The organism is Bradyrhizobium sp. 164 (assembly GCF_023073715.1).
Lineage (GTDB): Bacteria > Pseudomonadota > Alphaproteobacteria > Rhizobiales > Xanthobacteraceae > Bradyrhizobium.
In genome coordinates this window covers 35,772-61,343 of record NZ_JADPKA010000083.1, presented here as the reverse complement: position 1 = coordinate 61,343, position 25,572 = coordinate 35,772, and the positions used below count along the sequence as shown (strand labels likewise).

General features: G+C 64.5%; 21 protein-coding genes and 1 pseudogene. 16 read left to right on the top strand and 6 right to left on the bottom strand.

The genetic code is table 11. The annotated features are described in order from the left end of the window. Window positions 1-210: 210 nt before the first annotated feature. Window positions 211-1,923 carry a sulfatase-like hydrolase/transferase gene (locus IVB01_RS25480; protein WP_247278545.1) on the top strand — a complete coding sequence of 571 codons (1,713 nt, stop codon included), beginning with the start codon at window positions 211-213 and terminating at the stop codon, window positions 1,921-1,923. A gap of 115 nt (window positions 1,924-2,038) precedes the next feature. Here IVB01_RS25480 and IVB01_RS25475 read toward each other — a convergent pair whose 3' ends face one another. Continuing rightward, a complete protein-coding gene (locus IVB01_RS25475) occupies window positions 2,039-3,598 on the bottom strand; it encodes a glycine betaine ABC transporter substrate-binding protein (protein WP_247278546.1) in 1,560 nt (519 codons plus the stop codon). Beyond that, window positions 3,595-4,377 (bottom strand): ABC transporter ATP-binding protein, encoded by a 783-nt coding sequence (locus IVB01_RS25470; RefSeq protein ID WP_247278547.1) that lies wholly within the window; start codon window positions 4,375-4,377, stop codon window positions 3,595-3,597. Before IVB01_RS25470 ends, IVB01_RS25475 begins: the two co-directional genes overlap by 4 nt. A gap of 139 nt (window positions 4,378-4,516) precedes the next feature. On the opposite strand from IVB01_RS25470, the gene IVB01_RS25465 reads away from it, so the two are divergent. After that, window positions 4,517-5,335 (top strand): ABC transporter ATP-binding protein, encoded by an 819-nt coding sequence (locus IVB01_RS25465; protein ID WP_247278548.1) that lies wholly within the window; start codon window positions 4,517-4,519, stop codon window positions 5,333-5,335. Further along, window positions 5,335-6,123, top strand: coding sequence for an ABC transporter permease (locus IVB01_RS25460; RefSeq protein ID WP_247278549.1), 789 nt, complete (start codon window positions 5,335-5,337; stop codon window positions 6,121-6,123). The genes IVB01_RS25465 and IVB01_RS25460 overlap by 1 nt, the downstream gene beginning before the upstream one ends. 44 nt (window positions 6,124-6,167) lie before the next feature. On the opposite strand, the gene IVB01_RS25455 is transcribed toward IVB01_RS25460, so the two are convergent. Continuing rightward, entirely contained in the window at window positions 6,168-6,617 is a 450-nt protein-coding gene (locus tag IVB01_RS25455) for a cupin domain-containing protein (RefSeq protein ID WP_247278550.1), read from the bottom strand. Window positions 6,618-6,755: 138 nt separating this feature from the next. Here IVB01_RS25455 and IVB01_RS25450 point away from each other — a divergent pair, with 138 nt between their 5' ends. From IVB01_RS25450 to IVB01_RS25390, 13 genes and pseudogenes are all read left to right on the top strand, one after another. Next, the gene (locus IVB01_RS25450) at window positions 6,756-7,781 is read left to right on the top strand and encodes an ABC transporter substrate-binding protein (RefSeq protein WP_247278551.1); all 1,026 of its coding nucleotides are present in this window, start codon (window positions 6,756-6,758) and stop codon (window positions 7,779-7,781) included. A gap of 29 nt (window positions 7,782-7,810) precedes the next feature. Continuing rightward, window positions 7,811-8,515: an NUDIX hydrolase gene (locus IVB01_RS25445; protein WP_247278552.1), complete on the top strand. Its 705-nt coding sequence runs from the start codon at window positions 7,811-7,813 to the stop codon at window positions 8,513-8,515. Window positions 8,516-8,610: 95 nt separating this feature from the next. Then, entirely contained in the window at window positions 8,611-9,921 is a 1,311-nt protein-coding gene (locus IVB01_RS25440; protein WP_247278553.1) for an ABC transporter substrate-binding protein, read from the top strand. A gap of 15 nt (window positions 9,922-9,936) precedes the next feature. Then, window positions 9,937-10,707: an ABC transporter ATP-binding protein gene (locus IVB01_RS25435; protein ID WP_247278554.1), complete on the top strand. Its 771-nt coding sequence runs from the start codon at window positions 9,937-9,939 to the stop codon at window positions 10,705-10,707. Next, window positions 10,707-11,411: an ABC transporter ATP-binding protein gene (locus IVB01_RS25430; RefSeq protein WP_247278608.1), complete on the top strand. Its 705-nt coding sequence runs from the start codon at window positions 10,707-10,709 to the stop codon at window positions 11,409-11,411. The genes IVB01_RS25435 and IVB01_RS25430 overlap by 1 nt, the downstream gene beginning before the upstream one ends. 6 nt (window positions 11,412-11,417) lie before the next feature. Beyond that, window positions 11,418-12,299 carry a branched-chain amino acid ABC transporter permease gene (locus IVB01_RS25425; RefSeq protein ID WP_247278555.1) on the top strand — a complete coding sequence of 294 codons (882 nt, stop codon included), beginning with the start codon at window positions 11,418-11,420 and terminating at the stop codon, window positions 12,297-12,299. After that, window positions 12,296-13,343: pseudogene (locus IVB01_RS25420) on the top strand (branched-chain amino acid ABC transporter permease). The gene IVB01_RS25425 and the pseudogene IVB01_RS25420 overlap by 4 nt, the downstream one beginning before the upstream one ends. Next, window positions 13,276-14,205 (top strand): polyphosphate kinase 2 family protein, encoded by a 930-nt coding sequence (locus IVB01_RS25415; RefSeq protein ID WP_247278557.1) that lies wholly within the window; start codon window positions 13,276-13,278, stop codon window positions 14,203-14,205. The pseudogene IVB01_RS25420 and the gene IVB01_RS25415 overlap by 68 nt, the downstream one beginning before the upstream one ends. Beyond that, entirely contained in the window at window positions 14,202-15,239 is a 1,038-nt protein-coding gene (locus IVB01_RS25410; protein WP_247278558.1) for a patatin-like phospholipase family protein, read from the top strand. The genes IVB01_RS25415 and IVB01_RS25410 overlap by 4 nt, the downstream gene beginning before the upstream one ends. A gap of 961 nt (window positions 15,240-16,200) precedes the next feature. Further along, a complete protein-coding gene (locus tag IVB01_RS25405) occupies window positions 16,201-18,531 on the top strand; it encodes a mechanosensitive ion channel domain-containing protein (protein WP_247278559.1) in 2,331 nt (776 codons plus the stop codon). Window positions 18,532-19,073: 542 nt separating this feature from the next. Continuing rightward, on the top strand, window positions 19,074-20,726 hold the full coding sequence (locus tag IVB01_RS25400; protein WP_346015503.1) for an NAD-dependent malic enzyme: 1,653 nt from the start codon (window positions 19,074-19,076) through the stop codon (window positions 20,724-20,726). A gap of 234 nt (window positions 20,727-20,960) precedes the next feature. Beyond that, window positions 20,961-21,479, top strand: a complete 519-nt coding sequence (locus tag IVB01_RS25395) for a septal ring lytic transglycosylase RlpA family protein (RefSeq protein ID WP_247278560.1) — start codon at window positions 20,961-20,963, stop codon at window positions 21,477-21,479. A gap of 91 nt (window positions 21,480-21,570) precedes the next feature. Beyond that, window positions 21,571-21,726: a hypothetical protein gene (locus IVB01_RS25390; RefSeq protein WP_247278561.1), complete on the top strand. Its 156-nt coding sequence runs from the start codon at window positions 21,571-21,573 to the stop codon at window positions 21,724-21,726. Window positions 21,727-21,998: 272 nt separating this feature from the next. Here the strand turns inward: IVB01_RS25390 and IVB01_RS25385 are convergent, their stop codons facing one another. From IVB01_RS25385 to IVB01_RS25375, 3 genes are all read right to left on the bottom strand, one after another. Next, the gene (locus IVB01_RS25385) at window positions 21,999-22,304 is read right to left on the bottom strand and encodes a hypothetical protein (RefSeq protein WP_247278562.1); all 306 of its coding nucleotides are present in this window, start codon (window positions 22,302-22,304) and stop codon (window positions 21,999-22,001) included. 84 nt (window positions 22,305-22,388) lie between these two features. Next, a complete protein-coding gene (locus tag IVB01_RS25380) occupies window positions 22,389-22,661 on the bottom strand; it encodes a hypothetical protein (RefSeq protein ID WP_247278563.1) in 273 nt (90 codons plus the stop codon). A gap of 134 nt (window positions 22,662-22,795) precedes the next feature. Beyond that, a complete protein-coding gene (locus IVB01_RS25375; RefSeq protein WP_247278564.1) occupies window positions 22,796-25,486 on the bottom strand; it encodes an alpha/beta hydrolase fold domain-containing protein in 2,691 nt (896 codons plus the stop codon). Window positions 25,487-25,572: the final 86 nt, after the last annotated feature.

Below are 25,572 nucleotides of genomic sequence, written 5' to 3'. Positions count from 1 at the left end.
TTGAGCAGCTGCCTGCCGGCTGCGGCCCAACCCGTCTTTCGCCAACAATAAGCGATGTCGGATCGCCGGACGCGTTGCCTGACGTTGACCGTTCCGTTACAGTTTTATGACACGGCGCAGGCTTCCGGCTGCGCCGGGCGCCGCCAGCTGTCTCGATGCCGGCCAAGCGGCTTGGCATCACCGCGCCGGACCAAAAGTTGCGTGTCGTCGATGGCGTCCGCGCCCAATCCAGGTCCTTCTGCCACCACCGCCGTGCTTGCGAGCGTCGCCGCGCTCGGCATCTGGCGGCTGCTCGCGGTCACGGCGCCACATTTCGCAGCGCTGGCGCTGATGTACGAGACCGAGACCGATTTCGGCTCGCGCCTCTCCTTCGCCCTGGCCTGGGGCATCCTCAACTTCTTCTGGATCACGCTGCTGCGGCGCCCGGCGCTGTCGGGCGCGCTGTCCCTGACCATGGTCGTCGTGCTGGTGCTGCTGTCGCGCCTCAAGCACGAAGTCGTGCAGATGACGGTCAACTTCATCGATCTGATGATGATCGACCGCGACAGCGTTGCGTTCCTGTTCACGATCTTCCCGAATCTGCGCTGGTCGGTGATCCTGGCCGGCCTCGTCACGTTGCCGCTGATGTATGCGCTGTGGTGGCTTGATCCGTTCCGGATCCGCCGGCTGCCGGCGCTCGCCTGCAAGCTCGCCTGCGTTGCCGCATTGGTCGGCTATTCGCTTTATCATCCTGACCAGGCCTGGCGCGGCTATTACGACGACGGCTATCTCTCGAAATTCTTCCGCTCCGGCGTCACCGCGGTCGCCGACTTCGTGCAGTACGGTTTCATGGAATCCGCAGCCTCAACCAACGAGCGGCTCAACGTGCCGCTGGTGGACGCCTGCCATCCTGCGGGCCGCCGCCCTAATATCATCATGATCCATGATGAATCGAGCTTCGACATCCGCGCCGCGCAGGGCATCAAGGTGCCGCCGCGTTACGGCGACCATTTCACGTCTTGGGACGGCAAGCAGCGCACGTTCCTGGCCGAGAGCAATGGCGGGCCGAGCTGGTTCACCGAATACAACGTGCTTGCGGGGCTCTCGTCGCGTTCGTTCGGCCGCTTCGCCTATTTCGTGACGCGCATCGCCTCGAACCGCGTCGAACGCGGCCTGCCATTGGCACTGCGCCGTTGCGGCTACGACACCCTGTCGCTTTACCCCGCCCATGGCGGCTTCATGGGCGCGCGCAGCTTCCAGATGACGACCGGCATCGAACGTTTCCTCGATTCGGAGGATCTGGGCGCCAAGGACGTCGAGCCGGACTCCTTCTTCTACGACAAGGCGCTTCAGCTGATGGGGCAACAACCGCCGAACAAGCCGCTGTTCACCTTCATCTATCTCGGCGCCAATCATTTCCCCTGGGAGACGCGCTTCCGTCCTGATCTGCTGCCGAACTGGCGCGCGCCGGGCAACTTGCCGTCCATCGACGAATATCTGCGCCGCCAGGTGATGAGCGCCGAGCAGTACAAAGCTTTCGTCGCCGGTCTGAAGAAGAACTTTCCCGGCGAGCCTTTCCTGATCGTGCGCTACGGCGATCACCAGCCGGAATTCGCGCCGAACCTGCTTGAGCCCGGCCTCGACGAGGGCGCCCTCGGCAAGAAGCTCGACGCTTACGATCCGCGTCTCTACGCAACCTATTATGCGATCGACGCCGTCAATTTCGAGCCGGTGAAGAGCGATGCCGTGATGGACACGATCGACGGTCCCTATCTGCCGCTAGTGATCCAGGAAGCCGCCGGCATCCCGCTCGATCCGTCCTTCGCCGAGCAGAAGGAGATCATGCTCCGCTGCAAGGGCATCTTCTATGGCTGCAGGGATGGCGCCGAGGCGCGGCGGCTGAACCGGCTGCTGATCAACGCGGGGATGATCCGGGGGCTGTAGTGTCTTTCAGCTCTTTGCGAGGAGAGCGCCGGTGGAGCACACATGCCCCTCCAACGTCGTCCTGGCGAAGGCCCATGGGCGAAAGCCATGACGACGCTGAACCAGTCGCGCCAGCCTACCTATTGCTCACCTTCTCCCACAGCCACTTCGCCACTGCGTCGGGCGATGAATTCGCATCGTTGCCGCTCGCGCGCAGATTGGCTTCGCGCATCGTCGCGATGTCGATCCTGCCGAGCAGCGGCCTCAGCGCAGCCTGCAACCGCTCGTCACCGGCTCGCATGGGCGCGAGCAGCAGGATCGCATCGTAAGGCGGGATGGCGTGCCTGGGATCATCGAGCGCGACGAGATCGTATTTCGCGATCAGGCCGTCGCTGGTGTAGCCGGCGATCACGTCGACCTCGCCGCTCGCGACCGCCGCGTACATGAAGTCCGGCTGCATCTGGCGTTGGGTGCGGAACGAAAGCCCATAGGCCTTTTGCAGCGCGGCCCATTCGGGGCGCGAGAAGAACTCGTAGTCGCCGGCGATCGACATGGTCGATGCGTGCGCGGCGAGATCGGCGATGCTGCGGATGCCAAGCGCCTCGGCGCGCTTGCGCGGCATCACCAGCGCATACGCATTCTCGAAGCCGAGCTCGCCGAGCAAGGTGATGTTCTCTTTCGCGAGGGCTGTCTTCAGCTCTGCGAGCAATTCCGCGCGCGGCTTAATGTCGGTGCGATGCAACTGATTGGCCCAGAGTGTACCGGAATAATCGACATAGAGATCAATGTCGCCGGCCTTCAGTGCCTCGAAGATCACGCTGGAGCCGAGGCCGGATCGCGCCGTCGCCGACAGGTCAGCCGCCTGGAGGCGGTCCCTGAGCAGGGCCGACAACACATATTGCTCGGTGAAAGTCTTGGCGCCGATGACGTAGCTCTGGGACGAACGCCCCATCGTCGGCACCAGCGTTGCGGCGACCAGTGCCGCGATCCCGATCGCGCCGAGCCCGGTGCGCATGCGGCTGCGCTGGCGCAGGCCGGTCTCGAGCAGGCCGAGCAGTTGGTCGACGGCAAGCGCGAGCAGGGCCGAGGCCAGGCAGCCGAACAGCACGAACACCCAGTTCTGGGTCTGAAGCCCTGCGAAGATGTAGTTACCGAGGCTGGTCTGGCCGATCGGTGTCGATAGCGTCGCGGTGCCGATCACCCATACCGCGGCGGTGCGGATCCCCGCCATCATCACCGGCAGCGCCAGCGGCAGCTCGACCATCACCAGCGATTGTCGCGCGGTCATGCCGACACCTTTGGCGGCTTCGATCAACGCGGGATCGATGCCGTTGAGGCCGGTGATGCCGTTGCGCAGCACCGGCAGCATCGAATAGAGCGCGAGCGCCAGCACGGCCGGCAGGAAGCCGAAAGCGGAAAAGGAAAAGCCGAACCAGGCGAGCGTAACGGAGGCCAGCAGCAGCAGGAGCGGATAGAACAGCGCAAGAAGCGCAAGTCCAGGGACTGTCTGCACGATGCTGGCAAGCGCAAGCAGGATGCCCCGGGGCGCCGGGTGGTTGCGTGTGAGGAGTGCCAACGGCAGGCTCGCAATCAGGCCCAGCGCAAGCGCGGCGAGACTCACCCGCACATGGTTGCCGAGATAGTCGGGCAAATGCGACAGCGCCTCGCCCCAGCGCGGATCGGTGAAGAGGCTCATGCCGCACCGCTCGTTGGCAGCCGCGCATTCAATCGCTCGACCTGGCGCCGCGGCGTGCGCAACAATTCCAGCACGTAGGCGTCGCCGCTTTTCGACAGCTCTGCCGGCGTGCCCTGTGCGAGCAGCTTTCCAGCGCGCATCACCGCAATGCGGTCGGCGAGCAGAATGGCCTCCGTCATGTCATGCGTAATCATGACAGAGGTCAGGCCGAGCTTGCGGTGCAGGTCGCGAAAATCCTCGCCGAGCGCATCGCGGGTGAGGGGATCGAGCGCGCCGAACGGCTCGTCCATCAGCACGATCCGAGGTTTTGCCGCGAGCGCCCGCGCCACGCCGACGCGCTGGCGCTGGCCGCCGGAGAGCGCCTCCGGCAGCCGGTCGCGATGCGCGGCGCGGTCGAGCTGCACGAGCTCCAGCAGCTCGTCGACGCGCACGGCAATATCGGCAGCCGAGACGCCCAGCAGCTTTGGCGTGACACCGATATTGTCGGCAACGCTCAAATGCGGAAACAGCCCACCGGCCTGGAACACGTAGCCGATCCGCCGCCGCAGCGCGACCGGATCGACATTCTGCACGTCCTCGTTCTCCACCGTGATCGTGCCGCTGTCCGCCTCGATCAACCGGTTGGCGAGCCGCAGCAGGGTGGTCTTGCCGGAGCCCGAGCCACCCACGATGGCCAGAAACTCGCCCTCGGCGATATCGAGCGACACGTCGTCGACGGCTTTGAGCGGGCCGAAGCTCTTGGTGACACGTGCATAGCTGATCGCCAGCTTGGAGGGCATCGCGGGTAAGCTCGCTCTTACCTTCCCCTGCAGCGGGAGGGTGAAGGGGATAAGAGCTCCATGCGTAGCACGCTTGGCGCCTTGATTGAACTTGGTCGCGCGAGCGGCTAAGGCATCGGTCCAGGTTTGGAGGAAGCACATGACGACGCCCACGGCAGTGGCGCTGGAAGATGCCAAGGTCGCGTTCCACCTCCGGGACGGACGGGTCTATACGGCGGTGGAGAAAGCCCATCTCACGGTGGCGCAGGGCGAGTTCGTCGCCATTGTCGGCCCGACCGGCTGCGGGAAATCCACGCTGCTCAACGTCGCCGCCGGGCTGCTCAAGCCGGCAGCCGGCAGCGTCAGGATATTCGACCAGCCGCTCGCGGGGCTGAACCGGGATGCCGGCTACCTGTTCCAATCCGATGCACTGTTCCCGTGGAAGACCGCGCTCGACAATGTCGCGATCGGGCTCGAGATCAAGGGCACGCCGCGCTCCGAAGCGCTGCCGCGGGCGCAGCAATGGCTGACCTCCGTCGGCCTCGGTGCGTTCGCAGGCCGCTATCCACACATGCTCTCGGGCGGCCAGCGCAAGCGCGTGGCGCTGGCGCAGGTGCTGATCCGCGATCCAAAAATCCTGCTGATGGACGAGCCGTTCGGGCCGCTCGATGCGCAGACGCGCCAGGTCATGGGCAATCTGCTGCTCGATCTCTGGAATGCCGACCGCAAGGCTGTGCTGTTCGTCACCCACGATCTCGAAGAGGCGATCGCACTCGCCGATCGCGTCGTGATCATGTCGGCGGGGCCGTCCTCGCGCATCATCGGTGACTGGCGCGTGCGCTTGCCGCGCCCGCGCGACATTTTTGAGGTACGGCTCGATAAGGAGTTTCATTCACTGCATCGCGAGATCTGGGGCGTGCTCAAGGACGAGGTGATGAAGGGTTATATGCAATCCACGCAGGCGGCGGAGGCGGTCTGATGTCGCGCCCGATGCTGCTTGCGCTGCAAGTCCTGGTCGCGGTCGTCTGCATTGTGCTGTGGCAAGTGCTATCGACCGTCCCCGTCTTCGGCAAGATCCTGCTGCCGCCGTTCTTCTTCTCCAATCCGTTCGACGTGTTCAGCCAGATCGTGAAGTGGTTCGCGTCCGGCGTGATCTGGAAACATCTCGGAATCACGCTTGCGGAATCGATCCTGGCTTTCGTGATCGGCTCGACCGGGGGCGTGCTGGTCGGCTTCTGGTTTGCGCGCCAGCCACTGGTCGCAGCCGTGTTCGACCCTTACGTCAAGATGGTCAACGCGCTGCCGCGCGTCGTGCTGGCGCCGATCTTCGCGCTGTGGCTCGGCCTCGGTATCTGGTCCAAGGTCGCGCTCGGTGTGACGCTGGTCTTCTTCATCGTCTTCTTCAACGTCTATCAGGGCGTGAAGGAAGTCAGCCGCACCGTACTGGACAATGGCCGCATGCTCGGCATGAGCGAGCGCCAATTGATGCAGCACGTCTATTGGCCGTCGGCGCTGTCCTGGATGTTCTCCTCGCTGCATACGTCGGTCGGCTTCGCCGTGGTCGGCGCGGTCGTCGGCGAGTATCTCGGATCGGCGGCCGGGCTCGGCTATCTCATTCAGCAGGCCGAAGGCATCTTCGACGTCGCCGGCGTTTTCGCCGGCATGTTCGTGCTGTCGGCCTTCGTGATCCTGATCGACTTTGGCGTCACGCTGGTGGAGCGGCGGCTATTGGTTTGGCGGCCGACGGCGTCGGACGGTCGCGGCTAGGGCGCAAGGGGCCGCGCGTTGGCGCGAGCCCCGATCGCGAACGTTCAATCCAGCAGCTTGGTGTCGTCGGGTGCCTGCGGCGGCGTCTTGATCGCGATCGCCTTGACTTGGCCGCTGATCGGCTTGGTGCCGCCATGCGGCGTGCCCTTCGGGATGATCACGAGATCGCCGGGCTTCACCGTCACCTCCTTGTCGCCGAGCCAGATCGTCCCGGTGCCGTCCAGGATGTACTGAATCTCGTTGGTGTTGGGATGCATGTGCTTGGGCACGTTGCCGACCTGGGTCGAGACGGTGGCACCGTCCGCGCTCGCGAACATCTTGGAGCGGTAGCCGACAGCGTTTGCGGGCCCGAGCGCATCGCCCTCCATCTCGCCGGTATGGATGATCTGTGCGGTGATGTTTTCGGCGGCGAGCGCCGGCCGGAGCAGGTGGGTGGCGCCGCATCCGGCGGCAAAGGCGGCGGTGATCGACAGCCCGGCAGCAAGGCGATTCATGGATGATCCTCCCCATCAAGAATTGTTCTTGTTTGGGCATGCTATTGCGCCGCAGGGCCGATGGCCAGCCCACTTAGGCGGTGCTTCTCAAGCCAGCCCCGCTGCTCTATGGTGCCGCCGGCCGAACGGAGGAAACCAATGAAGAACACGATTGCCAGGCTCGCCGGCGCGCTGCTCGCGCTGACGCTCACCATCGGTCTTGCCGCGGCGCAAAGCAAGGTGACCATCGCGGTCGGCGGCGGCTCTTGCCTGTGCTACCTGCCCACCGTGCTGGCCAAGCAGCTCGGCGAATACGAGAAGGCCGGCGTCAGTGTCGAGCTGGTCGACCTCAAGGGCGGGTCGGACGCACTCAAAGCCGTGCTCGGCGGCAGCGCCGACGTCGTCTCCGGCTATTTCGACCATTGCGTCAATCTCGCCGCCAAGAAGCAGGAGCTTCAGGCCTTCGTGGTCTATGACCGCTATCCCGGTCTCGTGCTGGTGGTCGCGCCCTCTCGGACCAACGACATCAAGTCGGTCAAGGATCTCGCCGGCAAGAAGGTCGGCGTGAGCGCCCCTGGCTCCTCCACCGACTTCTTCCTGAAGTACATGCTCAAGAAGAACGGCCTCGATCCCGCCGGCACCGCCGTGATCGGCGTCGGCCTTGGCGCCACCGCGGTCGCAGCCATGGAGCAGGGCCAGATCGACGCGGCCGTGATGCTCGATCCGTCCGTCACCGTGCTTCAGGGCAACCACAAGGATTTACGCATTCTTTCCGACACCCGCACCCAGAAGGACACGCTCGAGACGTTCGGCGGCGAATATCCGGGCGGCGCGTTGTACTCGACGGCAGCCTGGGTCAACGGTCATGAGAAGGAGACACAGGCGCTTACGAATGCGATCCTGGCAACGCTCGCCTGGATCCATTCGCATTCGCCCGAGGAGATCATGGCGAAGATGCCGGAGGAGACTGTCGGCAAGAACAAGGATCTCTATCTCGCTGCGCTGAAGAACACGATCCCGATGTTTTCCGAAACCGGCAAGATGGACCCGAAGGGCGCGGAGGCCGTGCTTGCGGTGTTCAGCGTCGGTTCGCCCGAGGTGGCGAGCGCCAAGATCGACGTCAGCAAGACGTTCACCAACAAGTTCGTCGATCAGGCCAAGAAGACGACGGGGACTGCCAAATAAGTGACGCGAAGGCGTAGTGGTCAGGCGTCATGACGTCACCGGTCATTCATCGCGTCACGGCGCTTGATCTTGCGGTGCGGCCGGTCGTGTGGCCGTTCGCCGAGGAGCGTCGCGCCGAGATCGCGGCGCATTTTGCCGAGAAGCAGCGCGAGCGGCCGAAGATCTGGAACGGTCGCGTGCTGCTCGGGCGCGACGCCGTGTTCACGGACGGGCATTTCGCCGCGACCTATTTCGAGACCGATTTCGCCAGCTTCCTCGCCTGGCGCGACTGGGGCTTTCCTGATCCGGCCGTGTTCAACGGTTTTGGCATGGGCGCGCTGCGCACGTCCGACGGCGCCTTCGTCCTGGGCGAGATGGCGCAGCACACGGCCAATTCGGGCCGCATCTATTTCCCTTCGGGCACGCCCGACCTCGACGACATCAGGGACGGCGCTCTCGACATTCCCGGCAGCGTCGTCCGCGAGGTCGCAGAGGAGACGGGGCTGACCGCCGACGACTACGCGGCGGAGGCGGACTGGCACTGCGTGGTCTCCGGTCGTGTGATTGCGATGATTCAAGTCCTCAACCTGGACATGCCGGGCGAGGTGGCCCGCGCCCGGATCGAAGCCAATCTCGCGCGCGAGGCCGAGCCCGAACTGTCGGCCATTCATCTCGTGCGCGGGATGAGCGATCTCACGCCGTCCATGCCGCGATTTGTCACGGCCTTTATAGCGCAGCGGCTCGCCTCTCGCTGACGCGCGAGGCTTGACATCGCTTCGCTCAGCCCATGTGATGGGCGAAAAAGCAAGAGCAACAAGAATGCGATGCACAATCGTCCAGGGAGGTTCTGATGCGCCTGCGCATGGCTACCCGTTTGGTACGTGGGCTGTTGGTCGCGATTGCCGCGGCGGGCTTGGCGGTGTCCGCCCAGGCTCAGGAGAAGAAGATCAAGATCGGCGTCGTCTTCGATTTGACCGGACCTCTCGCCGGCGGCGGCTCCGAGCTCGGCTATATCGGCGCAAAGATCATCCTCGACCATTTCGCCAAGACCGGGGTCGAAGGTTACAAGGTCGAGGCGGTCTACGCCGACGCGCAAAGCAAGCCTGACATCGCCATCAACGAATCTGTCCGCCTGCTCGAGCAGGAGAAGGTCGACATGGTGCTCGGCTTCTTCTCCTCGGCGCAATGCGTACCGGTCGCCGCCCGCGTCGAGCAGCTCAAGAAGTTCATGTGGATCACGACCTGCATCTCGTCGGCCGTGTTCAACGACAAGGGTTACAAATACGTGTTCCGTCCGCAGGCGAGCGGCGACCAGTTCGGCATGATGACGATGGATTTCATCGCGCAGAACGCCAAGGAGAAGTTCGGCAAGGAGCCGAAGGACCTGCGCGTCGCCATCATTCACGAGGACGGGGCCTATGGGGTCGATGTCTCCAAGGGCAACGAGGCCGGTGCGAAGAAGGCCGGCTTCAACATCGTGCTGAAGGAGGGCTATTCGGCGACCGCACCGGACCTCTCCGCGCTGGTGACCAAGCTCAAGCGCGCCAAGCCCGACGTGATCTTCCACACGGGCTACAATCCCGACATTACGCTGCTGCTGCGCCAGGCCCGCGAGCAGGGCCTGAAGTTCGGCGCGTTGATGGGGCATGGCGCCGGTTATGGCGTCTACGAGAAGCTGAAGGAAGGCATGGGCGCGGACGCCGCGTACATCTTCAACACCGACCCGATATCGATCTGGCTCGCCAACCAGAAGACCATGGATCCGAAGCTCCCGCCCGTGATCAAGATGGTCGGCGACGAATTCGACAAGATCAGGCCGGGCGTCGCCATCCGCTCGGCCCATGTCGGCATCGGCGCGTCCAACACGTATGTATTCATGAGCGACGTGCTGCCGCGAGCGATCAAGAAGTATGGCGGTGTCGATCCCGACGCGCTGCGCAAGGCGGCGCTCGACACCGACATTCCCGAGGGCGGCACCATGCTCGGCTTCGGCGTGAAGTTCTACGGTGAGGGCACGCCGATGGCCGGGCAGAACGAACGCTCGTTTCCCGTGGTGATCCAGTACATCGACGACAAGTCCTCCGTGGTGTGGCCCAAGAGCCAGGCGCAGCGCGAGGCGGTGCTGCCGCTGCCGAAAGGCACCACCTACAGCAACCAGTAGCGGCGGAGTGCTTCGGTGTTGGAAGTCAGCGGGCTGGTGAAGCGGTTTGGCGGCTTCACAGCCGTCAACAACGTCTCGTTCAGGGTCGAACAGGGCGAGATCCTCGGCCTGATCGGACCCAACGGCTCGGGCAAGAGCACGATCTTCAACATGCTCTCGGGCACGCTGGCGCCGACCTCCGGTTCGATCTTGTTCGCCGGGAATGAGATCGCAGGCCTTGCGCCGCACCGGATTATCAACCGCGGCATCGGCCGCACCTTCCAGATTCCGCGGCCCTTCCGTCGACTGACCATCTTCGAGAATGTCGCGCTCGCCGGCTTCTACGGCCAGGGCCGCCACAGTCGAGTCAAGGCCGAGGAAGCGGCCGAGCGGTCGCTGGCGATGGTCGGCCTGCCGATTGATCGCCATGCCAGTGTCGATGGACTTGGCGCAGCCGGCCTGAAGAAGCTCGAGCTTGCGAAGGCGCTCGCCACCGCGCCAAAGCTGTTGCTGGCGGACGAAAGCCTCGGCGGCCTCGACGAGACCGAGATGGACCAGGCCGCCGACATGCTGCGCAACATCCGCGACGAGCTCGGCATCACCATCATCTGGGTCGAGCACATCATGGGCGTCTTGATGCGCGTGGTCGATCGCGTCATGGTACTCGATCACGGCGAGAAGATCTCGGAAGGCTTGCCGAGCGCGGTTGCGAGCGACCCGCGGGTGATCGAGGTCTATCTCGGGACTGATGCCGAGACCACGCAGGCCGCGGCCGCCGAAGCGCGCCGTCGCGCGGGAGGGCAATGATGCTGGAGCTCCGCGGCGTCAATGCCGGCTATGGCACGTTCCAGGCGCTGTTCGATGTCAATCTCGACGTCAAGGCCGGCGAAGCCGTCGGCGTCATCGGCCCCAACGGCGCCGGCAAGACCACCTTGATGCGCGTCATCTCCGGCTTGATCCGGCCCTCGCGCGGCTCGATCAAGATGGAAGGTGTTGATGTCGTGGCGACGCCGTCGCACAAGATCGTCAGTTTCGGCATTGCGCATGTGCCGGAGAACCGGCGGCTATTTCCGCAGCTCACGGTGGACGACAATCTCAAGATGGGCGCGTTCATGAGGGAGGCGCGCGCGCACTATGCCCAGCGGCTCGACGTCGTGTTCGAGCTGTTTCCGCGCCTGAAGGAGCGCCGCCACCAACTGGCCGGTACCATGTCCGGCGGCGAGCAGCAGATGTGCGCGATCGGCCGCGCGATGATGTCCAATCCGAAGCTTCTGCTGCTCGACGAGCCGTCGGCGGGCCTCGCGCCAGTCGTAGTGCAGCAGGTGTTCGAGCTGGTGAAGCGGATCCGTGCCAGCGGCCTGACCGTGCTGATCGTCGAGCAGAACGTGCAGCAGGTGCTGAAAGTGGTCGATCGCGCCTATCTGATCGAGGCGGGCACGATCCGCGCTTCCGGCACCTCGGCCGAGATGTTGGCGAGCGACACGGTCAAGGAAGCGTATCTCGGGGTGTGAGGGGGCATGCAGGCATTTCTGGACGTCTTCGACATTTATCTGCTGGAGGCCGTGATCAACGGCATCCTGCTCGGCGGCGTGCTGGCGCTGCTCGCGCTCGGCCTCAACCTGATCTTCGGCGTCATCGACGTGACCTGGATCTGCTATGCCGAGCTCGTGATGATCGGCATGTACGCCATGTATTTCATGGTGCAGTATTACGGCGTCAGCTATTTCATCGCTGCGCCCTTCACTATCCTGCTGGTTGCGCTCCTCGGCGCGGCGCTCCACTACCTCGTGATCGCGCCGCTGCTCACGGCGCCGCCGATCAATCAACTGCTCGCGACCGGCGGCGTGCTGTTCGTGCTCCAGAGCTTTGCCACCGTCGCCTTCGGCATCGACTTCCGCAATCTCGGCATCCGCCTACCGGTGCTCGCCTTCGGCGACATGAATTTCAGCTACGCACGGCTGCTGTCCTTCGTGGCGGCACTGGTCGGCATGGTTGCGGTCTACCTGTTCATGACGCGCACCTTCACCGGCACCGCGATCCGCGCCATCTCGCAGGACCGGCAGATCATGGCGCTGATGGGGGTCGACACCAAGCGGATCTATCTCATCACCTCGGCTCTTGGAGGTGCGCTGGCCGGGCTCGCTGCCTGCCTTCTGGTGCTGCAATATGACGTGCATCCCTTCGTCGGCCTCTCCTTCGGGCCGATCACGTTCCTGATCTGCGTGCTCGGCGGCTTAGGCAATTTCATCGGCGGCTTCATCGCGTCCTTCGTGTTCGCCGAGATCATCTCGCTCGGCGGCCTGTTCTCCGATCTCGAATGGGGCTACGTGCTCGCCTTCGCCTTCTTCATCGTCATGATGTTCATCCGGCCCGCAGGCCTCCTGGCGAGGCGCCGATGATGGGGCAGGGACGACTTGCAGCCTGGGGGATCGGTCTGGCGGCGCTGGTCGCGCTCCCTTTCGTCTATCGTGATCCCTATCACCTGCATATCCTGGTGCTGATCCTGATTTGGTCGTTCGCCTATACGTCCTGGTCGATGATGGGGCGGTTCGGCCTCGTCTCGCTCGGGCACGGCGGCTTCATGGGGATCGGCGCCTATGTCACCGCGCTGTTGTGGAATCACCTCGGCCTATCGCCATGGGTCGGCATTCCCGTCAGCATGGCCGCGGCCGGTGCGCTGGCGCTGATCGTCGGCTATCCCTGCTTCCGCTTCCGCATCACCGGGCATTATTTCGTGCTGGTGACGCTGGCGCTATCAGGCATCGTGCTCCAGGTGATCACCGCGACGCGCGATTATACCGGCGGCTCGCTCGGCTACACGCCGAACCGGGCGTCCGGCAACAGGCTGCTGGCGCTGCAATTCGACGACAAGACCACCTGGTATCTGATCGCGCTCGCGATCTGGCTTTTTGGCATCGTGGTCTGGCACTGGGTCGACCGCAGCATGGCTCGCCATGCGCTGGAGGCGATCTCAGAGGACGAGGATGCCGCCGCCGCGGCCGGCGTCGACGTCACCGCGGAGAAATTGAAGATCACGCTGCTCAGCGCGCTGATGACGGCGCTCGCCGGCGCGATCTACTGCCAGTACCAGATGTTCATCACGCCCGATACTGTCAGCGGCATCGCCGTGTCGCTCCAGATGGTGTTCGCGGCCATCGTCGGCGGCTTGTTCGTCTCGCTCGGCCCGACCGTCGGCGCCATCATCACCATCCTGCTTGCGGAGACCTTGCGCATCGGCTTCGGCACCAGGGCGGTCGGCTGGGACAATCTCGTCTATGGCGTGCTGCTCGTGCTTTTCATCATATTCCTTCCCAAGGGCATTCTTGGTAGCGTGCTCGACCGACTGAAGCCGCAACGCAAGGTGTCCCCGAACTCATGAACAAGAAGCCGTCCAGATCGATCGCCCAGGAGCTCGACCGTTACATTACGCCGTTCCGTTATGATGGATCCGGTAAGTTTCGCCTCAAGGACCACAAGACCGACGAGAAGGGCGATCTCGACAAGGAGAAGGCGCAGGAGATCCTGGAGGCCAACAAGACGCGGCTGATCGCGTTTCAGGAGACGCTCTATGCCCAGGACCGCTGGTCGCTTCTGATCGTATTCCAGGCCATGGACGCCGGCGGCAAGGACAGTGCGATCAAGGCGATCTTCGACGGCATCAATCCGCAGGGCTGCGAGGTCCATTCTTTCAAGGCGCCGAGCAGCAAGGAGCTCGATCACGACTTCCTGTGGCGCCACGTGGTCGCGCTGCCGGAGCGCGGCCGTATCGGCATCTTCAACCGCTCCCATTACGAGGAATGCCTGGTGACGCGGGTGCATCCGGAGATCCTCGCCAAGGAGAAGCTGCCGGCAAAGCTCGTCACCAAGAACATCTGGAAGGAGCGGTTCGAGGACATCTCCGCCTTCGAGCGCTATCTCTGCCGCAACGGCACCGTGGTGCTGAAGTTCTTCCTCAATGTCTCCAAGGAGGAGCAGCGCGAGCGCTTCCTCGACCGGCTGGAAGAGCCGGCCAAGCAGTGGAAGTTCTCGATGGACGATATCAAGGAGCGCGCGCTGTGGCCGCGCTACCAGGCCGTCTATCAGGACATTGTGCGGCACACGTCGACACCTCATGCGCCGTGGTACGTGGTGCCCGCCGACCACAAATGGTTCGCCCGCGTCGTGATCGGCTCCGTGATCAATGCTGCGCTCGAAAGATTGGACCTGAAATTTCCTCGTGTCGACAAGGCCTCGCTGCAGGAGTTCGACGAGGTGCGCAAGGAGCTGGAGAAAGAAGGAAAGGGAGGCAAGAAGCGGGCAAAGTGACAGCCACCGGCACCGCGGATCGCAAGAACGTCAACTTCGCGCTCCAGGGCGGCGGCGCGCACGGCGCCTTCGTCTGGGGCGTGCTCGACCAGGTGCTCGAGGACGGCAGGCTCGCGATCGAAGCGATCAGCGCCACCAGCGCCGGCGCGATGAATGCGGTGGCGCTGGCCTCCGGCATGGCAAACGGGGGCGCGGAGGCGGCGCGGCAGAGCCTGCACGCATTCTGGTACGAAGTCTCGCGCATGGACAGGGCGTACGATTTGCTCTCGCCGCTCAACCAGTGGATCCAGGCCCTGAAGCTGCCGCCGGAATATCATCCGGTCCACGCCGTCATCCACACGCTGACGCACACGCTGCCGCCGAACCTGCTCAATCCGTTCCACTTCAATCCGCTCCGCTCGCTGCTGCAGCGCGTGGTCGATTTCGACAGGCTCAATTCCTCGCCCGAGGCGCCGCAGCTTTTTCTCAACGCCACCAACGTCCGCACCGGCAAGATCAAGGTATTCCAGAGCCCGTTTCTCACCGCAGAAACCGTGCTCGCCTCGGCCTGCCTGCCGCCCTATTTTCAGGCCGTCGAGATCGACGGCGAGCATTATTGGGATGGCGGCTATCTCGGCAATCCCGCGATCTACCCGCTCATCTACCGCAAGGGCAGCCACGACGTTATCATCGTGCAGGTCACGGCGATCCGGCGCGACGCGCTGCCGACCAGTGCGGCTGACGTCCTCCACCGCATCAACGAGATCAGCTTCAATTCGTCGTTGATGCGAGAAATGCGCGCGATCGCCTTCGCCACGCGGCTGATCGACGACGGCGAGCTCGACAGCGACAGGCACAGCCGCATGTACATGCACTGGATCGGCAACGACCAGCTGATGTCGCAGCTCGGCACGGCCACGCAATTCCACCCGGAATGGAGCCTGTTGTGCCGCCTGCGCGACGAGGGCCGCGCGGCGGCGCAAAGCTGGCTGGCGCAAAACTTCGACCGGGTCGGGAAGTCCTCGTCGGTCGATCTGGCAGATATGTTTCTCTAGGCAAGCCGGCCATGGACAAAAACTGCGAAAACAACCCCATGCACAGTAGCCGGGGATAGTGGAATCAATGGCTTGCCGGTCACGTCGCGCGCTTGCGGATTTTACGAAGTCGGTTTGACACGTCGGGCAAAACAGGAGCATGATGTCACCATGCCCCGTTCAGGGAACTCGCGCCTTCAAATGTGATCCTTCAGATCATCGATCCCGCTTGACAGTTTTGTGTCTCGGGAGGAGCATCGCAGTGGTCGCAAACAAGCGACGCGCAACGTCCACCTCATGAGCAAGGGGAGGTCTATGACACCACCTCCGCAGATCCAGCCGCTAAGTGCGATGGAGCTCGTTCGGACTATCGCATAGCGGCGAAACCGCGAACGGCACGCCGGGTCAAGGTTTAGCGGGCTGCATCAGTGAGGCAAAGCCCCTACCTTCCCGGCGCTGTATTTTGCATCACGTCGATCATGGGCTGGCCGCGCCGAGGCCCGCCGCGACGTACGTATTGAAGTCCTGCCTTGTCCCTCCTCCCTCCCTGTCGTCATTCCGGGCCAATTCCCGGAATGGCGCAGGGCAGTCGCATGCGATCTCTTGGACCGGCCTGAGCAAGCGCCTCGTCCTTCGAGACGACCGCTCCGCGGTCTCCTCAGGATGAGGCTAATTGGCCTCGAGTCCCCGCCAAAGCGGGCGGCTCGAAGGATCGGCCGCAGGGATTCCGCTTCCCAGATGCGATAGCGTTGCGGAACAGCGGGAGAGCCCTTGCGCGCGCAGTGTTCTCATGACGTCTCAGCTGCGCTGAGCCCGCGCCATCTTCGATCCTGCATTGCGGCAAATGCCAAGAGAATGTCGCCTCGAAGGCCAACTTCCGACACAGGTCCGGGGCGAATAACGGTCATCCGACATGACGCATGTGCTTCGGTGGTGACGATTCCGACTCCGCCGGCGCATCTGTTTTATCCAAGGAATCTTCGTGTCGCATAAGTTCGCCCCGGCGCTCCTCGCTGCTCTCTTCCTCGCGATCTCATCTCTCTGCGGCGCCCGCGCCGAGACGCCGGCTGCGAGCAGTACGGCCGCGCTGTCGCCTGAGGAAGCCAAGCGCGCGCTGGAGACACTGCAGGACGACAAGAAGCGTGCGCACATGATCGACACGCTGCGCGCGATCGCGAATGCATCTGGTCAGCAGCCGGCACCGGCCGCGCCTGAGCAGAAATCGCCGATCCCGCTCTCGGCCGATGGCCTCGGTGCACAGCTCCTGCTCACCGTGTCGGAGGAGATCGGTTCGATATCGAGCGAGATCGCCAGCATGGCGCGGACGCTCACGCATTTTCCGGCGTTCTATTACTGGATCATGCGGACCGCGAACGATCCCGCCGCCTACAATCTTTTGATCGAGACCGCCTGGAAGCTGGCGCTGGTGCTCGGCTGCGCCCTTTCGGCCGAATGGGTGATGTTCCGCCTAATCCGGCGTCCGGTTGCGTTCCTGGAAGGACGCGTGCCGCAGACCGCGCGCCTGCCAGCACAGGCGCTGCCGATTGCCGATCCGCCGTCATCGGTGGCCGATGTCACCCCCGCGCCCGAACTGCACAGGCGCCGCCACAGTCTGGCGCGGGTCTGGCAGATCCTGCTGCGGGTGCCCTTCGTGCTGGGACGCCTCGTGCTCGAACTGCTGCCGGTGGTCGTCTTCGTGGGCATCGCCACCGCGCTGCTCGGGACCGAGATCGGCGAGCCCACGACAGTACGTCTCGTGATCCTCGCGGTCGTCAACGCCTATGCGTTCTCCCGCGGCCTCATCTGCGTGATCCGGGCGCTGGCGGGACCGTTCGGCCTGTTCCCGGTTCGGGCCGAGACCGCAGCCTACGTCGAGATCTGGGCGCGCCGCATCGTCGGCGTCGGCATATCCGGCATCGCCTTTGCCAATGTGGCCCTGCTGCTCGGCCTGCATCGTGCCGGCTATGCCGCGCTGCTGCGCATGGTGATGCTGGTCGTGCACCTCTTCATCGTCGTCATCATCCTGCAATGCCGCCGCCAGGTCGCCGAAGCGATCCGTGCGCCGGCCGACCGGCAGGGGATCGCGGCCCGTCTGCGCAATCGCATCGCCGGCGGCTGGCACTATCTTGCCATCGGGCTCGATCTTGCGCTGTGGGCCGTGTGGGCGCTCAACATCCGCAACGGCTATTCGCTGCTCTTGCAGTATTTCGTCGGGACGGTCGTGGTGGCGCTGATGACTCGCGTCGCCATCATGCTGACGCTGAGCCTGATCGACCGCGGCTTCCGGATCAGGCCGGAGATCCTTCAGCGCTTTCCCGGCCTCGAGATCCGTGCCAACCGCTATCTACCGCTGCTGCGCAAGATCGTATCTGGCGTGATCGCCTTCATCGGCTTCGTGGCGGTGCTCGAAGTCTGGGGCGTGGACGCGATCGTCTGGTTCTACGGCGGCCAGATCGGCAGCCGGCTGATCTCGGCCGTGATGACGATCGGCGTCGCAGTGTTCATCGCGGCCGCGATCTGGGAAGCCAGCAACGCGCTGCTGGACCGGCAGATCAATACGCTGTCCCGGGACGGACATTATGCCCGCGCCGCGCGTCTACGTACCTTCCAGCCGATGCTGCGGACGGCGCTGCTCTGCCTGATCGCCGCCGTCGTCGGCCTCACCACGCTGAGCGAAATCGGCGTCAACGTCGCCCCGCTGCTCGCGGGCGCCGGCATCGTCGGCATTGCCATCGGCTTCGGTTCGCAGAAGCTGGTGCAGGACCTCATCACGGGCCTGTTCCTGCTCCTGGAGAACACGGTGCAGGTCGGCGACAATGTCAGCGTGTCCGGGCTGTCAGGCGTGGTGGAGAATGTCTCGATCCGCACCATCCGCCTGCGCGCCGGCGATGGCGCCGTGCACATCGTGCCGTTCAGCGCGGTCACGACCATCACCAATGCCAGCCGTGGCGCCGGCAACGCTTCCGTCAGCGTCAACGTCGCCTACAAGGAAGATACCGACCGCGCCGGTCAGATTCTCAAGGACATCGTTGACGAGATGCGGCGCGAGCCGGAGTTCCGTGCGCTGATCCGTGGCGATCTCGAGCTCTGGGGCATCGACAAGGTCGATGGCGCAATGGTGTCGATCGTCGGCCAGATCCGCTGCACCGAGGCCGGCCGCTGGCCCGTCCAGCGTGAATTCAACCGCCGCATGAAGCTGCGCTTCCAGCAGAGCGGCATCGAGGTCGCCTCGGCGACCCAGACCATCTTGATGCAGATCGCGCCGCCGGCCGACAGCGCCGCCAATCTGACGCCCAGACGGGCGGCCGGATAGCGGCTCTATCATCTTCCGGCTTGCCTCCGCTCGCCCGGCAGCGTTCACTCCGGCATCAGCCCGCTGACGACAAGCGGGCGACAAAAGGGTGGGACGCCGCGGCGCTCGCGGCCGTCCAGAGGGCCGAGACCGAGAAACGGTGGCCGATCGTAAGGTCCGCCGACATCAAGGTTGAGTAGTGCTGCCGCCTCATAACACTTCCTCATCGTGACAGATCGTGAGGTATTCTCGTCATTCCGGGGCGCGACGAAGTCGCGAGCCCGGAATCCATTGGGCCGCAGAGACGGCCGCGGAATGGATTCCGGGTTCGCGCCGACGCGCGCCCGGGAATGACGAGGGGAGAGAGCAGGCTCTCAATTCGCATCATGAGGAGCAAGAGCTTGCGGCGTTAACCTTTGCGTCGCGCGCGACCTGCGATCTCGCGCGACGATCTCGCTGCGGTGCGAGATCACAATAGATGCCTCAGTCCCAACGTCCTTGATCTCGGGGGAGCGCTGGCCGACAATGTCCGCGGTTCAATAAGAAACTCCTTGGGGGAATTCGTGAATAGACCTGCCCGGGTCGCTGCCCAACCGACATCGTCCGATCAATCACACGGCATGACGCTGCTGCGCGATCCCCTGCTCAACAAGGGCACCGCCTTCACCGAATCCGAGCGCGACGCGCTGGGCCTGCGCGGCCTGCTGCCGCCTTGCGTGCTGACAATGGAGACGCAAGCTCAGCGCGTGCTGACCAATCTGCGCACGCTGCCGACCGATCTGGAGAAATACGTCGCTCTGAACGCGCTGCATGACCGCAATGAGGCGCTGTTCTTCCGCGTCGTCGTCGACAACATCGACGAGATCCAGCCGATCATCTATACCCCGACCGTCGGGCTCGCCTGCCAGAAATACGGCCTGATCTTCCAGCGGCCGCGCGGCATGTTCATCTCCTCGCGCGATCGCGGCCAGATCGCCGAGATCCTGAAGAACTGGCCCTATCCGGCCAGGCTGATCGTCGTCACTGACGGCGAGCGCATCCTGGGCCTCGGCGATCTCGGCGCCAACGGCATGGGGATTCCGGTCGGCAAGCTCTCGCTCTATTCGGCCTGCGCCGGTGTGCATCCCGAGCTGTGCCTGCCGATCGTGCTCGACGTCGGCACCAACAACGAAGAGCTCTTGAACGATCCCTATTATCTCGGCCTGCGCGAGCGGCGGCTGACGGGCGAGGCCTATGACAGCTTCGTCGACGAATTCATGCAGGCCGCGCGCAAGACATTCCCGGGCGTGCTGATCCAGTTCGAGGATTTCGCCAACCATTCGGCGTTCAAGCTGCTGCACAAATACCGGGATGAGGCCTGCGTCTTCAACGACGACATCCAGGGCACCGCGGCGGTGGCGCTCGCTGGTCTGTTCTCGGCTCTCCGCGTCTCCGCCGGCAAGCTCAGGGATCAGCGCATCCTGTTCCTCGGCGCTGGCGAGGCGGCGACCGGCATCGCCGATCTCGTGGTTTCCGCCATGATGGCGGAAGGGCTGGCGGAGGCCGAAGCGCTCCGGCGCAACTGGCTGGTGGATTCCCGCGGCCTCGTCGTCAGCGGCCGCGATGGCCTGTCCGGCCACAAGCTGCGCTATGCCCATGCCGGCCAGGCGCCGATCGCCGATTTCCTGACTGCGATCAAGACGCTGAAGCCGACGGCGATCATCGGTGTCGCCGCTGTCGGCGGTGCCTTCACCCCCGAGGTGCTAAAGGCGATGGCCGAACTCAACGAGCAGCCGATCGTGTTTGCGCTCTCCAATCCGACCTCGAAGGCCGAGTGCGCGGCGGAGGATGCCTACCGCTACACCGGGGGCCGCGCGCTGTTCGCCTGCGGCAGCCCGTACGATCCGGTGACGCTCAACGGCCGCACCTTCGTGCCGCGCCAGGGCAACAATTCCTACATCTTCCCCGGCGTCGGCCTCGGTGTCGTCGCCAGCCGCTCGCGCCTCGTCACCGACGAAATGTTCATGGCGGCCGCCCACACGCTCGCCGATTGCGTCGGCAAGGACGACCTCGCGCAAGGCAGCCTTTATCCGGCGCTGCCACGCATCCGCGAGGTCTCGGTCCGCATCGCCGCCGCCGTCGCAGACGTCGCCTTTCAGCGCGGCCTCGCTGACGGACCTGCGCCCAACGACGTGAAGGCCCTGGTGCAGTCGCAGATGTACGAGCCGCGTTACTAAGGTCGGCGGCATATCCGCGCGCGGACCCAAAACACTGGGTGCCTGCCACATTTAGCGTAGCGCCGGAGGTTTACGCACCGGCGTGCCGCTAACCCGCGCCTGTTCAGGACAAGGCCAGTGTGGTGGAATCGTCACAGCTGGCGCGAAACGGAGGCGGCCTCAGGCCTGCTTTTGTTCCGACAAGGTTCTGCCCTCATTGCCCACCGAAAATCGGGGCCGTTCGGAGGGCGTACCATGTCTCGCATTGCACGTGCCGAAGCTGCCCGGATTTCCTTCGCAACCTCGTGCCGGCTGCTGCTCGCGATCGGCGGCGCCGCCTCGCTCGCCGCCTGCGCGCAATCGCCGGTCAGCCGCCAGAAGGCCGATCTCGCCGGCACCAGCCGGCAGGCCGCGGTGGAGCGCCCGCACAGGGTGGCGGCGCTGCATCCAAGGCCGATCATGAGGTCGCGCGGCTCCGACGGTGACGCAAAGCAGACCGCCTCGCATGGCGTTGCCAGCTTCTATTCGGATACGGAGACCGCGAGCGGCGAGAAGTTCGACAAGAACGAATTGACCGCGGCGCATCCGAGCCTGCCGTTCGGCACCAAGCTGCGGGTGACCGATACCTCCTCCGGCCGCTTCGTGACCGTCAGGGTCAACGATCGCGGGCCCTATGTTCGCGGACGCGTGGTCGATATCTCCCCTTCCGCGGCCGAGGCGCTCGGCATGGTCGACAAAGGCATCACCAATGTCCGCCTCGACGTCGTGCAATGAGCCTCAAGCCGCTCGCAGTGCTTAACCGGCTGTTAGTTGCTCTGTCGCACCATACCTGTCCAGCAATCCGGGGCTTTGGGGGAGGCGGCGCTTGAACACGATCCAGTATCTCGAAGATCAGGCCGCGCGCGCTGAGCGGCTGGCCAAACGGATCACGGATGCGCTGACGATCGAAAAACTCCTGACCTTCGCGGGCGAGCGCCGCCGCGAGATCGAGGTGATCGGCGGCAAGCACCGGCGCGTTTAGCATCCGCCGTTCCATGCTCTGATTGCATCCGCCCTCGCCGCGAGGCGCGGAACTTCTGCTTTTTCCCGACGTCATCTCGGTGATGCAAGAGGAGGAGGAGATCATGGGTTTTGGACGAGGTGCTTTGCTTTGGTTGCTTGGCGTACCGCTGCCGATCGTTCTGCTGCTGGCATTGTTCTGGCACCACTAAGCGTGTCACGCCGATAAGCGTGTCACACGAAAAGCGCCGCGCAAGCGGCGCTTTTTTTGCCCGCGCAATCGGAGAAGCGGGCTCAGGAATGGCTTTCGACGAAGTCGCTGAGATAATCCGGCAGCTCTACACCGTCGATGTCGCAGCGCGCGCGGATCTCGCCGGCGACATCGGTCGAAATGTCCTTCATCCAATGCTCGAGCGTGTTGAATGAAATCACCTTGATCGGGTCGTTGAAGCATCCGGCGACAAGCTCGCCGATGGTGGCTTCGAGATCGCTGCGCTCGATGCGGATTTCAGTCGCCTCGTCGCGGCGATCGATCACCACGAACAGGGTCTGGTCTGCGCCGTAGGGCACGACGGGGGATGACACGCCGGCGTCAAGCATCTTGAGGCGCTCATGTCTTTGCTTCCGATCCCTGACAACGGGAAAAACCGGAAGAAGGTTCCTGCTCGCGTGCTTGTGAAGGCCTCAGAGAAATTCCCTTAAGCGCGAGAGCTCGATGACGTGCTCGGGCGAAAGGATTTCAGTGACGAGCGGTGGTTGCGCCACGGTGCGAATCTCATAGAGGTGCCGAGTCGTCGCCGGCTTCTGCATGAAGGCCGAGATGCACTCGTCGAGCGTGCCTTCACTCACCTGGTAGGATTCTCTGTCCAGCCTTCGCTGGTTTGCAAGCGACGGCCATTTATGCAGCACCGCAAGCGCGCCGAAATCGACCTTTGAATCCCCGACCACGTCCCCCATCGTCCTGCCTCACGCAAAAGACGACCCCAGCACACGGGGTCGCGTGCCGGGGCCTACACACTTGTCGCTGCATCTCAATGCCACGAACAACCAACGCGGCAACCGGGAAAAGGTTCCCGGCGGCCTGTCCCTATTCAGCTCGCGGCGGCCGCGATTTTGTGCCCCGGGCTGTCCTGGCCCCGGCTGCTCTCGTCGCCGCGGCTGACCTCCGGCGGAAGTCCCGCGAAGCGCCGCAGGGCTCCGGCCATTTGCAGCCGGCCGGGCACGCCGGTGATCACCACATCGACCATCGCGAACGACGAGTGGAAATGGCCGCGCGCCCGAAGCTGCTCGACCGGGACGCCCGCGGCGGCCATCGCCTCGGCATAGGCGACGCCCTCGTCGCGCAACGGGTCGAACTCGCAGGTGACGACGAAGGCCGGCGGTAATCCCTCGAGCTTGCCGCGGAGCGGCGAGACGCGCGGGTCGGTGCGGTCGGCCGGCGAGCAATAGAGGTCCCAGAACCAGTACATCAGCGAGCGCGTCAGGAAGTAGCCGGTCGCATTGTCGTTGTAAGAGGGCCGATCGAAGGTGCAGTCGGTGACCGGGCAGACCAGGAGCTGGCCGGCGATCTCGGGTCCGCCACGGTCGCGTGCGAGCTGGCAGGTGACGGCGGCGATGTTGCCGCCGGCGCTCCAGCCTGCAACCAGCACCGGCCCCGGCATGCCGCCGAACTCGGCGGCATGCTCGGCGATCCAGCGCGTCGCCGCATAGCCGTCCTCGGCCGCGGTGGGGAAGCGGTGCTCCGGCGCATGGCGATAGCCGACGCTGACGAAGATCATGCCGGTCCGCCGCACCATGTCGCGGCAGAACGGCTCGTCCGACTGCTCGTCGCCGAGCACCCAGCCGCCGCCGTGGAAGTAGACCACGACCGGATGCGGGCCCGGGGTTGCCGGCTTGTAGACACGGTAAGCCAGCGCGCCGTCGGTAACTGGGAGGGTGCCGTCGACGATGTCGCCGATCGGCCGCCCCGCAGGCCGGCCCTCGTTGAACTCGTTGACGAAGGCGCGGGCGCCGAGCGCGCCCATCGACTCGATCGGCGGCAGGTTCAGCGACGTCAGCAGGTTCAGCACCAGCCGCACGTCCGGCTGCAGGCGCACCACCTCGCCGTCATTGCACTGCGTCGCGACGTTGGGGCCGGTGAGCCTGAAGCCGAGCATGCCGCGGCTGACCACCTCGTCGCAGATACTGCGATAGGGGCCGACGCCGCCGGTATAGGGCATCAGGCCCTGGACCTTGCCGGGTACGTTGGCGCCCGTGTACCAGGTGTTGGCGAGGCGATGCAGCGTCAGCATCGAACAATCGGCCATGTGCCGGCCCCAGGCGGCCTGCGCCGTTTCGGTCGGCTCGATCGTGGTGAAGCCGGCATCGCGCAGCTCCGCAAGGCGATCGACGACCCAGTCGACATGCTGCTCGATCGACACCGCCATGTTCGACAGCACCGACGGGCTGCCGGGGCCGGTGATCATGAAGAAGTTCGGGAAGCCCTCGACCGTGAGGCCGAGATAGGTCTGCGGTCCCTGCGCCCAGACGTCCGAGAGCGATCGGCCGCCCCGTCCCGTGATCGGATGCACGGCACGGATCGCGCCGGTCATGGCGTCGAAACCGGTCGCGAACACGATGACGTCGAGGTCGACGCTGCGCTTGGCAGTCGTGATGCCGGTTGCGGTGATCGCCTTGATCGGCTCCTGGCGCAGATTGATCAGCGTGACGTTCGGCCGGTTGAAGGTCGCGTAGTAATTGGTATCGAGGCAGGGACGCTTGGCGCCGAACGGATGATCGTGCGGCATCAGGGCCGCCGCGGTCTCGGGGTCCTTGACCGCGGCGCTGATCTTTTCACGGATCAGGTCCTGGACGATCTTGTTGCCGTCGACATCGACGGCCTGGTCGGCCCAGAGCTGGGTCAGGATATAGACGAGGTCGCCCTTGCCCCATGCCTCTTCAAAGCGCGCGCGACGCTCGGCGTCGCTGAGCTGCCAGCTCACCGCGGTCTGCTGAGGATAAGGCACACCGGCCATCGATTGGCGTGCCTGCTCGCGATAGGCCGCGCGGTCGCTTTGCAGCAGGCTCATGCGGTCCGAGAGCGCCGGGCCGTTATGCGCGGGCAGCGCGAAATTTGGCGTGCGCTGGAACACGGTCAGATGCGCGGCCTGTTCGGCGATCAGCGGGATCGATTGGATGGCGGACGAGCCCGTGCCGATCACGGCAACGCGCTTGCCGGCGAGATCGACCCCGTCATGCGGCCACCGTCCGGTGAAATAGACTTCGCCCTCAAAATCCTTGACGCCGTCGATCTCGGGCGGCTTTGGCGCCGAAAGGCAGCCGGTGGCCATGATGTAGTGGCGGCAGGAGACCGGCGCGCCGTTATCGGTGGTGAGCTGCCAGCGCCCTGTCGCTTCATCCCATGTGGCTGCGCTGACCTTGGTGTTGAAGCGGATGTCGCGCCTAAGGTCATAGCGGTCGGCGACGAAGCCGAGATAGCGCAGGATCTCGGGCTGGGTCGCGTATTTCTCGGACCAGGTCCAGGCCGTCTCGAGCTCCGGATCGAAGGTGTAGCTGTAATCGATGGTTTGGATGTCGCAGCGGGCGCCCGGGTAGCGGTTCCAGTACCAGGTGCCGCCGACGTCGCCGGCCTCATCAAGGGCGATCGCCTTGAAGCCGGCCTTGCGCAGGCGATGAAGGAGATAGAGGCCGGCAAACCCGGCGCCGACCACGGCGACATCGACCTGTTGGGCTGCTCCACTCGCCGCCCTGGATTCACGTGCGGCGACCCTTGCGTCAGGCATGGCATTCCTCCCGTGTATTTTGTTTTGCCGGCAGGCTATCGCTGCAGGTTCGGCTTGTCATCAGGACAAGTGCAATCTTCGGTAGT

Bases quoted from the DNA above. Each gene is read 5' to 3' on its own strand.
- IVB01_RS25455 (WP_247278550.1), bottom strand. From the start codon at position 6,617: ATGAATCGCCTTGCTGCCGGGCTGTCGATCACCGCCGCCTTTGCCGCC.
- IVB01_RS25430 (WP_247278608.1), top strand. From the start codon at position 10,707: ATGCTGGAGCTCCGCGGCGTCAATGCCGGCTATGGCACGTTCCAGGCG.
- IVB01_RS25440 (WP_247278553.1), top strand. From the start codon at position 8,611: ATGCGCCTGCGCATGGCTACCCGTTTGGTACGTGGGCTGTTGGTCGCG.
- IVB01_RS25395 (WP_247278560.1), top strand. From the start codon at position 20,961: ATGTCTCGCATTGCACGTGCCGAAGCTGCCCGGATTTCCTTCGCAACC.
- IVB01_RS25380 (WP_247278563.1), bottom strand. From the start codon at position 22,661: ATGGGGGACGTGGTCGGGGATTCAAAGGTCGATTTCGGCGCGCTTGCG.
- IVB01_RS25385 (WP_247278562.1), bottom strand. From the start codon at position 22,304: ATGCTTGACGCCGGCGTGTCATCCCCCGTCGTGCCCTACGGCGCAGAC.
- IVB01_RS25450 (WP_247278551.1), top strand. From the start codon at position 6,756: ATGAAGAACACGATTGCCAGGCTCGCCGGCGCGCTGCTCGCGCTGACG.
- IVB01_RS25445 (WP_247278552.1), top strand. From the start codon at position 7,811: ATGACGTCACCGGTCATTCATCGCGTCACGGCGCTTGATCTTGCGGTG.
- IVB01_RS25480 (WP_247278545.1), top strand. From the start codon at position 211: ATGGCGTCCGCGCCCAATCCAGGTCCTTCTGCCACCACCGCCGTGCTT.
- IVB01_RS25460 (WP_247278549.1), top strand. From the start codon at position 5,335: ATGTCGCGCCCGATGCTGCTTGCGCTGCAAGTCCTGGTCGCGGTCGTC.
- IVB01_RS25470 (WP_247278547.1), bottom strand. From the start codon at position 4,377: ATGCCCTCCAAGCTGGCGATCAGCTATGCACGTGTCACCAAGAGCTTC.
- IVB01_RS25475 (WP_247278546.1), bottom strand. From the start codon at position 3,598: ATGAGCCTCTTCACCGATCCGCGCTGGGGCGAGGCGCTGTCGCATTTG.
- IVB01_RS25375 (WP_247278564.1), bottom strand. From the start codon at position 25,486: ATGCCTGACGCAAGGGTCGCCGCACGTGAATCCAGGGCGGCGAGTGGA.
- IVB01_RS25425 (WP_247278555.1), top strand. From the start codon at position 11,418: ATGCAGGCATTTCTGGACGTCTTCGACATTTATCTGCTGGAGGCCGTG.
- IVB01_RS25415 (WP_247278557.1), top strand. From the start codon at position 13,276: ATGAACAAGAAGCCGTCCAGATCGATCGCCCAGGAGCTCGACCGTTAC.
- IVB01_RS25465 (WP_247278548.1), top strand. From the start codon at position 4,517: ATGACGACGCCCACGGCAGTGGCGCTGGAAGATGCCAAGGTCGCGTTC.